15 protein-coding genes are annotated in these 14,545 nt (G+C 70.6%); 4 read left to right on the plus strand and 11 right to left on the minus strand.

Annotated features, from left to right (window positions below; all coding sequences use genetic code 11):
• Window positions 1-4 precede the first annotated feature (4 nt).
• Genes E1294_RS21440 through E1294_RS21465 form a run of 6 tightly spaced genes read right to left on the minus strand, consistent with a single transcriptional unit; the run spans window position 5 to window position 6,206 of the window.
• A complete protein-coding gene (locus E1294_RS21440; protein ID WP_132510772.1) occupies window positions 5-802 on the minus strand; it encodes an ATP-binding cassette domain-containing protein in 798 nt (265 codons plus the stop codon).
• Window positions 799-1,815, minus strand: a complete 1,017-nt coding sequence (locus E1294_RS21445; RefSeq protein WP_132510774.1) for an ABC transporter ATP-binding protein — start codon at window positions 1,813-1,815, stop codon at window positions 799-801. Before E1294_RS21445 ends, E1294_RS21440 begins: the two co-directional genes overlap by 4 nt.
• Window positions 1,812-3,335 (minus strand): ABC transporter substrate-binding protein, encoded by a 1,524-nt coding sequence (locus E1294_RS21450; protein WP_165977408.1) that lies wholly within the window; start codon window positions 3,333-3,335, stop codon window positions 1,812-1,814. Before E1294_RS21450 ends, E1294_RS21445 begins: the two co-directional genes overlap by 4 nt.
• Before the next feature lie 29 nt (window positions 3,336-3,364).
• Entirely contained in the window at window positions 3,365-4,231 is an 867-nt protein-coding gene (locus E1294_RS21455; RefSeq protein WP_132510778.1) for an ABC transporter permease, read from the minus strand.
• On the minus strand, window positions 4,228-5,154 hold the full coding sequence (locus tag E1294_RS21460) for an ABC transporter permease (protein ID WP_132510780.1): 927 nt from the start codon (window positions 5,152-5,154) through the stop codon (window positions 4,228-4,230). Before E1294_RS21460 ends, E1294_RS21455 begins: the two co-directional genes overlap by 4 nt.
• Window positions 5,151-6,206 carry a LacI family DNA-binding transcriptional regulator gene (locus E1294_RS21465; RefSeq protein ID WP_132510782.1) on the minus strand — a complete coding sequence of 352 codons (1,056 nt, stop codon included), beginning with the start codon at window positions 6,204-6,206 and terminating at the stop codon, window positions 5,151-5,153. Before E1294_RS21465 ends, E1294_RS21460 begins: the two co-directional genes overlap by 4 nt.
• A 208-nt stretch (window positions 6,207-6,414) precedes the next feature.
• On the opposite strand from E1294_RS21465, the gene E1294_RS21470 reads away from it, so the two are divergent.
• Entirely contained in the window at window positions 6,415-8,208 is a 1,794-nt protein-coding gene (locus E1294_RS21470; protein ID WP_132510784.1) for a right-handed parallel beta-helix repeat-containing protein, read from the plus strand.
• 10 nt (window positions 8,209-8,218) lie between these two features.
• Window positions 8,219-9,226: an SGNH/GDSL hydrolase family protein gene (locus E1294_RS21475; protein WP_132510786.1), complete on the plus strand. Its 1,008-nt coding sequence runs from the start codon at window positions 8,219-8,221 to the stop codon at window positions 9,224-9,226.
• Here the strand turns inward: E1294_RS21475 and E1294_RS21480 are convergent.
• Entirely contained in the window at window positions 9,223-10,119 is an 897-nt protein-coding gene (locus E1294_RS21480) for a LysR family transcriptional regulator (RefSeq protein ID WP_132510788.1), read from the minus strand. The genes E1294_RS21475 and E1294_RS21480 overlap by 4 nt on opposite strands.
• 174 nt (window positions 10,120-10,293) lie before the next feature.
• On the opposite strand from E1294_RS21480, the gene E1294_RS21485 reads away from it, so the two are divergent.
• Entirely contained in the window at window positions 10,294-11,148 is an 855-nt protein-coding gene (locus tag E1294_RS21485; protein ID WP_132510790.1) for an SDR family NAD(P)-dependent oxidoreductase, read from the plus strand.
• A gap of 71 nt (window positions 11,149-11,219) precedes the next feature.
• On the opposite strand, the gene E1294_RS21490 is transcribed toward E1294_RS21485, so the two are convergent.
• Complete coding sequence (locus E1294_RS21490) at window positions 11,220-11,672, minus strand: winged helix-turn-helix transcriptional regulator (protein WP_132510792.1); 453 nt, start codon at window positions 11,670-11,672, stop codon at window positions 11,220-11,222.
• Between the two features lie 121 nt (window positions 11,673-11,793).
• Between E1294_RS21490 and E1294_RS21495 the strand changes: the two genes are divergently transcribed.
• Window positions 11,794-12,177, plus strand: coding sequence for a TIGR03618 family F420-dependent PPOX class oxidoreductase (locus E1294_RS21495; protein ID WP_132510794.1), 384 nt, complete (start codon window positions 11,794-11,796; stop codon window positions 12,175-12,177).
• A gap of 44 nt (window positions 12,178-12,221) precedes the next feature.
• Here E1294_RS21495 and E1294_RS21500 read toward each other — a convergent pair whose 3' ends face one another.
• The 3 genes from E1294_RS21500 to E1294_RS21510 all read right to left on the minus strand — a co-directional run.
• Window positions 12,222-13,226: a MerR family transcriptional regulator gene (locus tag E1294_RS21500; RefSeq protein ID WP_132510796.1), complete on the minus strand. Its 1,005-nt coding sequence runs from the start codon at window positions 13,224-13,226 to the stop codon at window positions 12,222-12,224.
• A 47-nt stretch (window positions 13,227-13,273) separates the two neighbouring features.
• The gene (locus E1294_RS21505; RefSeq protein ID WP_220447858.1) at window positions 13,274-13,501 is read right to left on the minus strand and encodes an NUDIX hydrolase; all 228 of its coding nucleotides are present in this window, start codon (window positions 13,499-13,501) and stop codon (window positions 13,274-13,276) included.
• Between the two features lie 23 nt (window positions 13,502-13,524).
• Window positions 13,525-14,545: MerR family transcriptional regulator (locus E1294_RS21510; RefSeq protein ID WP_342775070.1), on the minus strand; the 1,021-nt coding region annotated here is incomplete at its 5' end.

Genomic DNA, 14,545 nt, shown 5'->3' on the forward strand with positions numbered 1-14,545 from the left:
GAATTCAGGCGCCCTCAAGGTCAAGGGCGGCGTCGAGAAGTTTCCTGGTGTACGGATGGTCGGGCCGCTCGAACAGATCGTCGGCGGCCGCGGTCTCGACCAGGCGGCCCTGGTGCATGACCGCCACCCGGTCCGCGATCTGCCGGACCACCCCGAGGTCGTGGGTGATGAAGAGGATGGCGAGCCCGCGAGCGGCGCGCAGGCCGGCCAGCAGCCGCAGGATCTGCGACTGCACCGAGACGTCGAGTGCCGAGACGGCTTCGTCGCAGACCAGCAGCCGGGGACGCAGGGCGAGCGCGCGGGCGATGCTGACCCGCTGGCACTGCCCGCCGGACAGGGCCGTGGCACGCCGGGTGGCGACGTCGGCGTCCAGGCCGACGTCCGCGAGCAGCTCGCCGATCGCGGCATCCCAGGATCGGCCGTCCGGAGCGGCCGAGGGGTGGGTCCGCCAGGTCTCGGCGATGATCGACCGGACGCTCATCCGGGGGTTGAGCGAGGCCGCGGGATCCTGGAAGACCATCTGGATCGCCCGCCGGGTCGCCGGTGACCGCCTCGCCACCGGGCCGACCGGAGCCCCGTCGAACAGGACCGCCCCTTCCTGGTGTGCCTGGAGTCCGACGACGCAGCGGGCGACCGTGGTCTTTCCCGAGCCGGACTCCCCCACGATCGCCAGGGTCTCGTCAGGGCGAAGGGCGAAGGAGACGCCGTCGACGGCGTTCGGTGCGGTGCCGCGCCTGCGCTCCCTCCGGGTGTGAAAGTTGACCACGAGGTCGCTGACCTCGATCAGAGCCGATGCGCTCACATCTCCTCCGGGAAGTGACAGGCGACCTGCCGGCCCGCGGCGACCCGGCGCATCTGCGGCACCTCGCTTCGGCACCGGTCCTGCGCCTTGGCGCACCGCGGGTGGAAGGGGCAGCCGCTCGGGCGTTCCGCCGGGCTCGCCGGGCTGCCCGGCAGCGGCTCGGCGATGGCCGTCTTGCTGCGTACGGCCGGGACGCTCACCACCAGCGCCCGCGTGTACGGGTGGGCCGGGCTGTTGAGCACCTCCCGGCCGCCGCCGACTTCGCAGATCCGGCCGGCGTACATGACGACGACCTCGTCCGCCACGTGTGCCATCACCCGCAGGTCGTGGCTGACCAGCAGCATGGCCATGCCCTCCTCGTCGCGGACGCGCCTCAGCAGCGCGAGGATGCGGGCCTGCACGGTGACGTCGAGCGCCGTCGTCGGTTCGTCGGCGAGGATGAGCTCCGGCGAGCCGGCGAGTGCCGTCGCCACCATGGCCCGCTGTCGCAGCCCGCCCGAGTACTGGTGGGGATACTGAGCGTGCCGGGTCTCCGGGTCCGGGATGCCCACCCGGCCGAGCAGGTCGATCACGGTCCGGCGGACCTCCTTCGCGGGCATTCCGCCGCGCCGCAGGATCTCGCCGACCTGCCGGCCGATCGTCTGCGTCGGGTCCAGCGCCGCCTGGGGGTCCTGGAAGATCATGGCGATGCCGCGCCCGCGCAGCCGGCGGCGATCCTGCTCCGCCATGGCGGTCATGTCCTCGCCGTGCCACAGCAGCCGGCCGGAGACCGCCGCGCCGGCCGGCAGCAGCCCGATGATCGCGGTCGCCGTCATCGTCTTGCCGCTGCCCGACTCGCCGATCAGGCCGGTGGTCCGGCCCGCGGCGACGGTGAACGAGACATCGTCCACCACGCGGATGGCGCCGGAGGGGCCCGGCAGGTCGATCGACAGGTGCTCGACCCGCAGCAACGACGCCGGCTCCGGGTCGAGCTCCGCCGGCACCGGATCGGTGACGTTCGAGGACCGGTTCATGATGCGCCGGTGCCGATCCGGACGGTGGAGAAGTCCGGCGTGAGGTCCGGGGGAACGGTGAGGCCCTGTACGGACTTGTTCCGGACGTACAGGTTGCGCACGAACATGGGGTACATACCGACCGCGTCGTCCCAGATGATCTTGTTGGCCTGCGCGTACAGCTCCTGCCGCCTGGCGGTGTCGCTGGTCGAGCCCGCCTGGGCCAGCAGCTTGTCGAGCTCGGGGTTGCAGTAACCGGTGCGCTTGGCCGCGCACGTGTACAACCGGCCGAGGTTGGTCGCCGCGTCGAAGCCTGCGGTGCCGAGCTGCTGGATGTTCAGATCCCACTTCAACGCCAGCAGATCCTGCAGGAAGACCGCCGCCTCCTTCTGGGTGGGCTCGGCCTTGACCCCGATCTTCGCGAGGTCGCTCGCCACCGCGTCGGCGAACTGCTGGAACTGCGGCTGGGAGAACTGCATCTGAATCGTCTGGTCGTAGTCCCAGCCGGCGTCGTCCAGCGCCTTCTTGGCGGCGGCCGGGTCGTACGTCACCGGGGTCTGCGGCGCGTGGCCGAGCACGTTGGGGGTCACCACCGAGTTCGCCGCCGAACCGGTCTCAGGGAAGAGCGACTTGATGATGGTGGCGAAGTCGACCGCCTGCCACAGCGCGCGCCGGACGGCCGCTTCCTTGAGCCCCTTTTCTGAGCCGTTCATCCACATGGTGATGACGCCGCTGCCCGAGTCCTTCTCGACCACGAGGTCGGAGTTGCCCTTCAGGCCGGGCAACTGGTCGTCGGGGACCGCCCACGTCATGTCCACCTCGCCGGTCTTCAGCGCGGTCATCCGCGCCGCCATCTCCTGGATGCTGCGCAGCTCCAGGCGGTTCAGCGCCGGCTTGCCGCGCCAGTGGCCGGGGTTGGGCGTGAGCACGAGGCTCTGGCCGGGCGTGAACTTCTCGACGATGAACGGGCCCGAGCCGATCGGCTTGGTCCAGTCGTCGTCCTGGTGCGCGGCGGGGGTGACGTAGAAGGTGATGAGCTTGCCGAGCAGCGCGGGATCGGGGTCCTCGGCCGTGATGACGACCTTGTTCGTGCCGCTCTCCTTGGCCTTGTGTCCGGCGAAGTTGCCGGCCATCGCGCCCTTGAGCGCCAGCAGCCGCTCGAAGGAGGCCACGACGTCGGCGCTGGTGACCGGCGTGCCGTCGGAGAACTTGACGTCCTTCCGCAGCGTGAACGTCCATTCCGTGGCGTCCTCGTTGGCCTGCCACGACTCGGCGAGCACGCCCTCGAACGTGCCTTTCCCCGCCGTACGGACCAGCGCGCTGAAGATCGCCTTGGCGGCCACCTGGGTGCCGTTGTCCATCGCGGACGCGCCGTGCGGGTCGAGGTTCTCGATCGGGGTCCAGACGGCGACGGCGAGCTCCTGCGGCACGGCACCACCGGTCGGCGAGCCGCCGGTGGTGGTGCTGCAAGCGACCAGCCCGACGATGGACACTGTCGCGGCGGCGAGGGCCACCGCACGACGAAGCCGAACGGGCCTCATGGGAATCCTTCCTGACATTGGCTGAGCCGTCAGCGGCTGGTGCCGAGACGCTGGGTGAGATGGTCGCCGAGCAGGCCCGTGCTCACCACGAGGCCGGTCAGCGCCAGCCCCGGTAGCGCAGAGATCCACCAGGCGGTGTCCAGATAGTCCTTGCCGTTCGCGATGACCTGACCCCAGGAGACCGTGGCCGAGGGCAGGCCGAGGCCCAGGAAGCTGAGCCCGGCCTCGGACAACACCGCGCCGGCGAACTCCGTGGTCGCCAACGCGGTCACCGGGCCGATGACGAACGGGATGACGTGCCGGATGATCACGACCGGAGTGGCGACCCCGATCAGCCGCGCCGCGTCGACATACGGTCGTTCGCGCAGCGAGAGGGTGAGACCACGGGCGAGCCTGGCGAAGCCGACCCAGCCGGCCACCGACAACGCCAGGACCACGACCAGCATGCTGCGATCGAAGAGGCCGGCGATCACGATCGCCAGCAGGATGCCGGGGAAGGCCATCAGGATGTCGATCAACCGGGAGATCGCGACGTCGGTCCAGCCGGCGAGGTAGCCGGCGAGCGTCCCGAAGGCCAGCCCCACCACCAGGCAGGCGGCCACCACGGAGATCCCGATGATGATCGACGTCCTGGCGCCGTAGACGAGCTGGCCGAGCATGTCCCGGCCCGCGCCGTCGGTGCCCAGCAGGGCGACCGTGCCATCCGCTCTCGTCGCCCCGATCGGCAGCAGCCGGTCCGCCACGCTGGTCGCCACCGGGTCGTACGCGATCAGCAGCGGGCCGAGCAGGCCGACGAGCAGGTAGCCGGCGAGCACGACGGTGGCGATCGTGGCGACGGTCGGCGTGGACCGCAGGCGGACGGGCCACAACCGGGGCCGGACGGTCACCGCGCTCATGCGCGTGCCCCCAGCCTGACTCGCGGATCAAGCCGGGCGGCGATCAGGTCCGCCGCGACGTTGCAGCAGACCACGATGACCGCGATGAGGAGCACGGCGGCCTGCACGATCGAGTAGTCGCGGTTGGTGACCGCCGTCACCAGCAACGAGCCGAGGCCGGGCCAGGTGAAGACGCTCTCCACGATCACCGCGCCGCCCAGCAGCGTGCTCACGTGCAGCGCGCCGACGGTCACCACGGGGGTCGCCGCGTTGCGTACCACGTGTCCGGTCACCACCTCGCGCGTGCTCAGCCCTTTGGCGTACGCCCGCTGCACGTAGGGCTCCGCCATGGTGTCGGCGACGCTGCTGCGGGTGATCCGGGTGAGGAGCGCGGTGAAGGGGGCCGCGAGCGTGAGCGCCGGGAGCACGATGTGCGCCGGGGTGCCGACGCCGGCGCTGGGGAGCAGCCGGAGCTGCAACGCCATCACCAGGATCAGCATGATCCCGATCCAGAACGGCGGCATGGAGTAGAGGGTCAGGGCGAAACCCGAGATCCCGCGGTCGATCCACCGGCCGCGATGGGCGCCGGCCAGCGCGCCGAGGACGACGCCCGTCATCGCTATGACGGTCGCCGTCAGGGTGAGCTCCACCGACGCCGGCAGCCGGGACAACACCAGCTCGACCGCCGGCTGTCCGAAGCGGTAGGACTCTCCGAAGTCGAGCGTCGCCAGCTGGGTCAGATAGTGCCAGTACTGGATCGGCAGCGGCTGGTCCAGGCCGAGCCGGGTCCGGGCGGCCGCCACCTCGGCCGCCGTGGCGTCCGGCCCGAGCAGCACCAGAGCCTGGTCCCCGGGGGCGGCCCGCATGATGAAGAACACCAGGGTGGCGGCCCCGAAGACGATCAGGACGCCGGTCGCCGCGGTGCGCAACGCGTACCTGGTCATCGCCGCACCACCCGGCTGATCGAGTTGCCGCGTACGTCCGTGCACGGCACGACCAGCTGAAGGGGCGGCTGTTCCGCGCCTTCGAGCAGGTTGACCAGCAGCTGCACCGCGGCCCGGCCGATCTCCACCCGTGGTATCTCGAACGACGTCCAGATCCTGGTCGCGGTCGGCGGCGGCGCGGAGCCCAGGAAGGCGACCGACAGGTGGTCCGGGATGCGCAGGTCGGCCGCCTCGGCGACCTCGGCCAGGGCGAGGCCGCTGGCGTTGTCCTCGGAGGGCTCGACCACGACCGCGGTGATCCCCGCCCGGACCCATCCGGTGACCCGGTCCGTGCCGATGTCCTCGGCACCGGAGGAGAACTCGACGACGAGGTCGTCGGGGCTCAGGCCCGCGGCCTGGGCGCCTTGTCGCAGGCCGAGCTCGCGATCGTCGCCCGGTTCCGCGCCGTCGATCTGCCGCAGGAGCAGGATCCGCCGATGCCCGAGGGCGACCAGTTCCTCTACGAGGGCCGCGGTCGGGGTGACGTAATCGGGGGCGACGTAGGACAGCTCGGTTCCCTCTATGTCGCGCCGGCCGATGAAGACGAACGGGAAACCCTCCTTGGCCAGGTTCGCCAGGTCGTCCCGCGAGATGTGCCGGCCCAGCAGGACGCAGCCGTCGGCCTTCAGCAGCGCGTTGCGCCCCCTGGCGTAGACCCCGCCGTGGGCGGTGTTGGCCGAGGTGAACAACAGCAGGTCGTAGCCGAGCCGGGCCGCCTCCTCCTCCACTCCGAGCAGGAACGGGTGGTAGAAGTCCCGCTGGTCGACCGGGAACACCGACTCGAACGTGTAGAGCCCGATGGTCTTGACGGTCATCCCGCGCAGCGCACGGGCGGCGGGGTTGACGGCGTACCCCAGGTCTTCGATCGCCTGTTGGACCCGGCGGCGGGTCTCCTCGGCGACGGGCACGCCCGGTCCCCCGTTGAGCACGAGGGAGACGGTGGCCTGGGACACTCCGGCCCGCTGGGCGATCTCGACCTGGGTGGGGCGTCGTGGCCCCGCTCGTTTGCGCATGGCGATCCACTTGACTAATACGTAACGACTCCGAGGCACTCTAGGGACCCGAGGGCGGTTCCCACAAGGGGCAGATTTCCCCAATATTTCCTCAAGATGTCGTAAGCAGCCCCACAAGGGGCAACGCACCGCCCCTTGTGAGCCGGATATCCGGTCTGTACGATCCACGATCTATACGTATCAACCCGCTTCACAGGAGGTAGGGGCCATGTCTGAGGGAACCGATCGGCGAGCGCTGTTACGGATCGGCGGTGCGGCACTGGGCGCGGCCGCGGCCACCGTGTCTTGGGGGCCGGCACCCGCGGCGGCCGCGACCGCGGAACCGCAGGACGTCGTCACGCCACAACAGTACGGCGCGCTGGCCGACGGGGAGCACGACGACACCGACGCCATCGAGCAGGCCATCAACGCCCAGCGCACCCAGTACCGGATCGTCGTCTTCCCGCCGGGGACCTACCGGATCACCCGGACCATCGTCATCCCCGACCAGCCCGGCGAGAACTTCAACCGCATCCAGCTACGCGGTTACAGCACCATGACGAACCGCGCGTCGATCATCCAGGTGGAGCACGACGGTGTGGGCATCGACGTGCGGTGCTCGCTCGCCGCGATCTATGGCCTGGCCTTCGTCGCCCCCGCCAAGACCGAGAACAACCGGGCGCTGCGCTTCGCCGGCGAGGTCAACACCGACGACACCGACGCCGCCATCCTGGAGTGCACGTTCGTGTCGTTCAAGCTCGCCGTCGAGCACGTCGGCCGCGGGCTGTACTTCTCGCACAACCTCGTCGCCCTCTGCACCACCGGCATCAGCCTTGCCTGGCCCACCGAAGGCGTCGAAGGCGGCGGCGTCCACGTCCCGCCGTACGGGTTGCGGAAGTGGCTCATCACCAACAACCACTTCCACAGCCCGTTCCAGGCCATCGTCACGCAGGGAGCCGAGGACAGCGACTTCCGCGGCGCGATCATCCAGGGCAACCTGCTCGACATCGGCCGGCGCCTGCTGATCGGCAGCCTGTCCAACTCCACCATCAGCGGAAACGTGGTGGAAAAGGGGGACAACGGGCCGATCATCGAGATCACCAGCGGGGGCCACAACCTGACCATCGGCGACAACGTTCTCGGCGGGTTCGAGCCGCCGCTGAACGACGGCCCGAGCGCCATCCAGTTCTCCAGCGGCGTCAAGGCGCAGAATGTCACCATCAGCGGGAACACGTTCAACTGGCTCAACCACTCGCCGATCCGGTTCGAGAACGACGCCAGCAAGATCACCATTGCGAACAACTCGTTCGACCACTGGAACCTCGACGGCAAATCCGATGCCGCCGCGATCAGGGTGGCCGGGAAGGCGAGCGCGTTCAGCATCATCGGCAACGTCATCTCGGCCGACCCAGCCGACCGGCCGCCGGTCATGACCACCGGCGGGCTGCACGAGTCACACGTCATCGGCAACGCCTCCGCGCATGTGCCGCTGGTCGCGGGCGCGGTGGGGGCGGACTCGTTCGTGCAGGCCGAACCGGGCCGGTTCAACCGGATCGAGGTGGCCGAGCCGCTGGGAGCGGCGGCGAAGGTGGTCAGCACCTCGACCGGGTCCGTCAAGGTGGGCGAGGACCGCTACGGCTCGTTCGTCGTGGAGGGCAGCAACGCCAACCCGGGCGTCAAAGGCGGGCTGCGGGTCGTCCCCGTCAACCAGTCGGGATCGGCCGCCACCGAGTTGCTCTGCTCGACCACGTCCACCAACGCGTTGGTCTCCATGATCTCCAACGCCACCGGGCTGGTTCCCCCCGTCGACAACGGACGAGACCTGGGCAGCGCGGACCGGCGGATGCGAACCGTGTACGCACACCAGGTGGCCCTGGCCGAACACGCACCCGGCACACTGCCGGACGCGGCCGACCACACCGGAGGGATCATCATGATCCGCGACCCGAAGACCGGCAAGCGCGGCCTCGCGCTCTCCGACGGGGAATCCTGGCGGAACGTCGTGCTCGGCGCCGAGGTCTGACCCGGCTCGCGTGGCGCCGATCCAGCTCGCTCCCGACGCCCGGCCGGCCGTCTGGCGGGGCGGCCTGGCCTGGACGGAGGAGGGCGGCTCATGGCAACCGTGGCGGCTGCCACCGGACCGGATCGCCACCGCCCACGCTCCCGGCCTGGTCACGCGTGCGCGCATGCCGGCCGGTGTGCGCGCGGTCGTCCGTACCGACGCGACCGCGCTTGAGCTGTGCACCCACGCCGTCGACGATGATGTGACGTCGCTGGATGTCGTCGTGGACGGAGCGCTGTGGCGGCGGACGGCGCTGACGGCAGGTGCGACGACGAGCCACGTCGCGTTGCCGCCCGGCACCAAGGTCATCGAGGTGTGGTTGCCCCAGTTCGGCGAGATCCGGACAGGACCCCTCGTCCTGCACGGCGCGACGTACGCCACCGCCCCCGCGGACGAGGGGTTCCGCTGGCTCACGTACGGGAGCTCGATCACGCAGTGCCGCTCGGCCTCCGGCCCGAGCGAGACGTGGCCCGCTCTCGTGGCCCGGCGCCTCGGCTGGGATCTCACCTGTCTCGGCTTCGCCGGGGAGTGTCACCTTGATCCCATCGTCGCCAGGGCCATCGCGCGTACGCCCGCGGACCTGATCTCGCTCTGCCTCGGGATCAACGTCCACGGCAGCGCGAGCCTCGGCCCGCGGACGCTCACCGGCCAGGTGTCGGGGTTCATCCAGGCCGTTCGCGACGCACATCCGCAGGCGCCGATCGCCGTGATCTCGCCGATCGTCTCACCGGGCCGCGAGCGGCTGGCCAACCAGGCGATGATGACCCTCGACGAGGTCCGCGGCGCCGTCACGGACGCCGTGACCACGCTGCGCCGATGCGGCGTGACCGACCTCCACCTCGTCAACGGGCCGAGCGTCTTCGGAGCCGGCGACGCTCGCCTCCTGCTCCCTGACGCCCTGCATCCCAACGCCGACGGCTACCGCCTCATGGCCGGGCGGCTCGCCCCACGCCTGGCCGCCATCGCGCCCGATCCCTAGCCCGCCTGCCCGTCCCGGTTCGCGCAGACGGCCCTGCTGTGGTGGGCGAACCGGTGTACGGACTGCACCTGGGGGTGGTCGCGGAGCCAGGCCAGGCGCAGCGGCACCGGCGGCCCGTCGCTGAGGCGGACGGCCCTGACGTCCGCCGATCCCGTCGCCGCCGCCGCCCGGGGCGTGCTCAGGACGACGGCCTGCCCCAGCCGGACCACCGCCAGCATCTGCAGGCCGTCGCTCGCCTCCGGCCCCGGCCGCCCTGGAAGCCCGTCCGGCCAGAGCTCGGAGGCGATGTGCTGGAGGTTGTCTCCCTGCCAGCGCACCACGGGCTCGTCGGCCAGGTCCGCCACACCGATCGACTCCCGGCCCGCCAGCGGATGCGACGCCGCGAGCAGCACGTGCACCTGCTCCATGAGCAGGACCACGCTGTCCAGCGTCTCGTCGTCGACCGACGCGCGCAACAACGCGACGTCGGCCGCGCCGGAGCGCAGCCGGCCGAACTGGTCGCCCGCGTTGCCGACCACCGCATGGCCGGGCATCCGCGGCTCGGTCTCGTTGTACGACCGCACGAGTTCGTTCAGCAGCGAGGCGTCGCACCCGGGCCCGGTCACCGTCAGCGGGGCCTGCGTCCCCGCGACCCTGCGGGCCCGTGACAGGGCATGTCCGGCCTGGGCGACCAGGGTCCTGGCCTCGCCCAGCAGCACCTCACCCGCGGGGGTCAGGCTCACGTCGCCAGGGGCGCGGACGAGCAGTTGGGCGCCGACGTCCCGCTCCAGGGCGCGGATGGCGCGTGAGAGCGCGGGCTGGGTCATGGCGAGCCGCTCGGCGGCCCTGGTGAAGTTGTGTGCCTCGGCAACAGCGATGAAGTAGCGCAACTGGCGAATCTCCACATCAGCCACACGCGCAGTCTCTCACGTGCGGCTATGCCGCTGCGACATGGCGGTCTGCCGCATCGGAACTTCCCTTCCGGCGGTGGCCGGTGTGTGCTGGTCTAGCGCCGCGGCGCGGAGCCCATCGGCCCGCGACCTCGCCCGCGGCACTCGTTCACCTCACCCTCTTGAATGGATGACGCAATGTCTGAGCATGCCCGCAAGGCGGTTGTTACCGCGGGAACCGGCGGCATCGGCCTGGAGACGGCCGCGGGGCTGGCGGCACGGGGCTGGGACGTCACCGTCGTGGGCCGCGACGCCGAACGCGGCGCAACCGCGACAGCCCGGCTGGAGGAGGCGGCAGGGCGCGCCGCGGGTCGTTTCCTCCGCGCCGACCTCTCCTCCCTGTCCGACACCCGCGCGCTCGCGGATCGGCTGGCCTCGGAAGGGCCCCTGCACATGCTGGTCAACAACGTGGGCGGCATGTGGACCCGGCGCTGGGAGAACGCCGACGGCATCGAGGCGAGCGTGGTGCTCAACCACCTGTCGCCGTACGTGCTGACCGAGGCCCTGCTGGACACGCTCAAGGCGGGTGCGCCCAGCCGCATCGTGAACGTGACCTCCTCCGCCATGATGGCGGCGGTGCCGGAGTTCGAGGAGGTGGAGCCGCCGGGGCCCTACTACGGCCTGGCCGCGACGGGCCGGGCGAAGCTCGCCCATCTCGCCCACACGATGGACCTCGCCAAGCGACTGGACGGCCAGGGCGTCCAGGTCGTCGCCGTCGACCCGGGACCCGCCGCGACGCCCAACGCGGCGCAGATGACGATCGACATCCTGCCGCCGCAGATGCGCCCGCTCTGGGACCAGATCCAGGAGTGGGTAACCCGCCCGGTGGCGGAGGCCGCGGCCGCCGTCCTGGCCGCCGGCACCGGCCCCTACCACGGGACGGATGTGGTGATCGGCCCGTCAGGCGCTCCCGACGACAACCTGCTCCAGTACCTGACAGAGGACGTGGCGGCGGCCGTACGCCGGTGGACCCCCATGCTCCTCGGCGACTGACGAAACCCGTCGCCGGGCTCCGTCGTGGCCGCCACGGACCGCGGATCTCCGGCGCGGTCCGTGGCGGGGCCTCAGACGGCCGCGCCCGGGCCGGGCAGCAGGTCGACGTCGCCGGCGTGCATGGGCCCACCACAGTGGGCACAGCGCAGGTCGACACGGCTGATCTCACCGCACGCGTGATGGCGGTAGAGCACCGGCGGCCCGGCCTCGCCCGCGAGCCACCTGTCCGCCCAGCCGGCCATGACCATGAGCAGGTCGACGAGCTCCATGCCCTTCTCCGTCAGGACGTACTCGTACCGTGGCCGCCGGTCGTAGGGCCGGCGCTCGATCACGCCGCACTCGACGAGGTGGCCGAGCCGCTCGGTGAGGACCTTGCGCGAGATCCCGAGATCCGCCTGGATCTGCTCGAACCGGGTGAACCCGACCCACACGTCACGCAGGATGAGCGGCGACCAGGGTCCCCCGATGACGTCGAGCGTGCGCGCGATCGAGCACGCCATTTCGCCAAATTTCGTGCGCTGCATGGCATCAGCCTAGCTGTCGGGGTTCCCTTAGGGAACTCTGCGTGCTACGGTCATGGAGTCTCTTCAAGGAACTCCGATCGGAGCACGCAAATGAGACGACACCTCCCGCCAGGAGAAGCAGATGCTCAGCCCTGACGTGCGCCGCGTCCTCGACGGCACCTCGCTGGCCCACCTCGCCACCGTCCTGCCGGACGGCTCGCCCCACACCGTCCCGCTCTGGATCGGGACGCACGGCGACCACATCGTCTTCCTCACGGGACCGCACTCACGCAAGGCTCGCAACCTGCGCCGCGACCCGCGGGTGGCGCTCTCCCTGACGCCCGCCGACGACCCGTTCCAGCCCGTCATCGTGCGCGGCCGGGTCATCGGGTGGCTGGACGGCGACGCGGCCTGGGAGATCATCGACCGGATCTCCACGAAGTACACCGGCCGGCCCTACCCCCGGGAAGAGGAACGCGTCGTCGCCGTCGTCGAGCCTGAACGGCAGACCGTCGGCGTCGGCTGAGCCCCCCAGCCCCGGCAACGGCTTCAACGCGCCGCTCCCGTCACTCACGCCCCTTGCCGGGTCGAAGCACGAAGGGTTGAGGCGATCCACGCGAAGAGCGCCGGATCGTCCTCGTCCGTGCTGGGCGGGGTCTCGTTGATCAGGGCCACCAGGGACAGGTATCTGCCGTGAGTGGCGTCGTACCGTGCCTCCTCCTCGGAGTCCTCGCGCCGGAGATCCTCCACGAGCAGGAAGGCCCTGGCCAGCCGGTCACGTGACTCGGTCGTGGCCTGCCTGCCGAAGGTCTCGGCGGAGGCGTTGGACAGGCGGACGACCAGCTCCTGCGCCCGTGGCGAGTCCGCCGCCAGCCCGGAACGGTACGCCTCCAAGACCTCCTCCCCGATCTTCGCCCCCTCCTTGTGGATGAAGTCCCACACCGGTGCGGCGGCGATGCCGCGTCCCGGGAACGTGCCGTACGTGTCCTGGAGGTAGGAGCGGACCGCGCCGCGGAACTCCTCGTCCTGGACCAGGTCGGCCAGCTCGATCCAGGCTTCGAGCTGGGTGGCGGTGGGGTCCTCCGGCAGCCGCGGCCGCATCGTGCGCAGGCGTTCGACGAAGCCGGACGGCACGTCGAGGCCTTCGCCGACCTCGTTCCAGAAGGCGTCGACGAGCCGCTCGCGCTCCTCGTCGGGCATCGCGACGAGCTTGTGCATCAGGGCCGCCTGCGCGGCCGTGCCACCCTGCTTGACCAGCGTTCGCAGCACGGCCCTCCTGGCCCGGAGGTCCCGCTCCTGCCGCTCGACGAGCTCCAGGTGCGTCGTGAGGAGATCGTGGAGCGACGTCTCGCCGTCAAGCAGTTGGCGGATGTCGTCCAGGCCGGCGTCCAGATCGCGGAGGGTGCGGACGAGTTCGAGCCGGGCGATGGCGCGGATGTCGTACAGGCGGTAGCCCGCCTCGGTCACCTGGGTGGGTGCGATGATCCCGGCGTCGGAGTAGTAGCGGATAGCGCTCACGTTCAGCCCGGTCCTGCGGGCCACGTCCCCGATCGGGTACAACTCGTTGTCGTCCATGCCGCCACTATGGAGTCTCAAGCGGCTTGAGACTCAAGCCCTGCCGGCTACGACGCCATGAGACCGCCCTGCCGCAACAACGGCAGAACATGGTCCCTGACGGCGGGAGGGAGCTGAACGTCACGCTCGTGCCCGGAGATCCATCGCAGGTGCGCCAGCTCGGCGGCGGGCTTGCTCACGACCAGGAGGCGCCCGTCCTGGACGATCGCGGCCGCTACGGCGGCCAGCGGGTCTCCCCCACAGGCATCCCGTGTGATGCGCGTTCCTGGTGCCACATAGGTCATCCTCCCAGGCGGTGTCAGGGGCTCGTGCGCGGGAGCGAAGCACGAAGGGCCGCCGCGATCCACGCGAAGGGCACGACCTGCTGGTCCGCGACGGGCGGTGTCCCGTTGATCGCGAACACCAGGGACAGGTACCTGCCATGAGTGAGGTCGAATCGGGACATGTCGTCCTGAGGTTCATCGCGGAGGATCTCATCGATTTCGAGGAACTTCGCGGCCATCTCGCGCCGGAACTCGACGGTCGCCTGGCAGCCGCCGAGCGCGGCGGTCGCGTCCACGAGGCGGACGGCCAGCTCCTGCGAGCGTGGCGCGTCCGCGGACAGCCCGGAACGGTACGCAGCCATGATGTCCTCCATGATCGTCACCCCCGGCCCGTAGATGAAGTCCTGCACCGGTGTGGCGGCCATGAGCCGTCCCGGGGGCGTGGAGAACGTGTCCTGGAGGTAGGAGCGGACCGCGCCGCGGAACTCCTCGTCCTGGACCAGGTCGGCCAGCTCGATCCAGGCTTCGAGCTGGGTGGCGGTGGGGTCCTCCGGCAGCCGCGGCCGCATCGTGCGCAGGCGTTCGACGAAGCCGGACGGCACGTCGAGGCCTTCGCCGACCTCGTTCCAGAAGGCGTCGACGAGCCGCTCGCGCTCCTCGTCGGGCATCGCGACGAGCTTGTGCATCAGGGCCGCCTGCGCGGCCGTGCCACCCTGCTTGACCAGCGTTCGCAGCACGGCCCTCCTGGCCCGGAGGTCCCGCTCCTGCCGCTCGACGAGCTCCAGGTGCGTCGTGAGGAGATCGTGGAGCGACGTCTCGCCGTCAAGCAGTTGGCGGATGTCGTCCAGGCCGGCGTCCAGATCGCGGAGGGTGCGGACGAGTTCGAGCCGGGCGATGGCGCGGATGTCGTACAGGCGGTAGCCCGCCTCGGTCACCTGGGTGGGTGCGATGATCCCGGCGTCGGAGTAGTAGCGGATGGCGCTCACGTTCAGCCCGGTCCTGCGGGCCACGTCCCCGATCGGGTACAACTCGTTGTCGTCCATGCCGCCACTATGG

The organism is Nonomuraea diastatica (assembly GCF_004349015.1).
In the GTDB taxonomy this organism is placed as follows: Bacteria; Actinomycetota; Actinomycetes; order Streptosporangiales; family Streptosporangiaceae; genus Nonomuraea; species Nonomuraea diastatica.

Bases quoted from the DNA above. Each gene is read 5' to 3' on its own strand.
- E1294_RS21445 (WP_132510774.1), bottom strand. From the start codon at position 1,815: ATGAACCGGTCCTCGAACGTCACCGATCCGGTGCCGGCGGAGCTCGAC.
- E1294_RS21450 (WP_165977408.1), bottom strand. From the start codon at position 3,335: ATGAGGCCCGTTCGGCTTCGTCGTGCGGTGGCCCTCGCCGCCGCGACA.
- E1294_RS21455 (WP_132510778.1), bottom strand. From the start codon at position 4,231: ATGAGCGCGGTGACCGTCCGGCCCCGGTTGTGGCCCGTCCGCCTGCGG.
- E1294_RS21460 (WP_132510780.1), bottom strand. From the start codon at position 5,154: ATGACCAGGTACGCGTTGCGCACCGCGGCGACCGGCGTCCTGATCGTC.
- E1294_RS21465 (WP_132510782.1), bottom strand. From the start codon at position 6,206: ATGCGCAAACGAGCGGGGCCACGACGCCCCACCCAGGTCGAGATCGCC.
- E1294_RS21470 (WP_132510784.1), top strand. From the start codon at position 6,415: ATGTCTGAGGGAACCGATCGGCGAGCGCTGTTACGGATCGGCGGTGCG.
- E1294_RS21485 (WP_132510790.1), top strand. From the start codon at position 10,294: ATGTCTGAGCATGCCCGCAAGGCGGTTGTTACCGCGGGAACCGGCGGC.
- E1294_RS21490 (WP_132510792.1), bottom strand. From the start codon at position 11,672: ATGCAGCGCACGAAATTTGGCGAAATGGCGTGCTCGATCGCGCGCACG.
- E1294_RS21495 (WP_132510794.1), top strand. From the start codon at position 11,794: ATGCTCAGCCCTGACGTGCGCCGCGTCCTCGACGGCACCTCGCTGGCC.
- E1294_RS21500 (WP_132510796.1), bottom strand. From the start codon at position 13,226: ATGGACGACAACGAGTTGTACCCGATCGGGGACGTGGCCCGCAGGACC.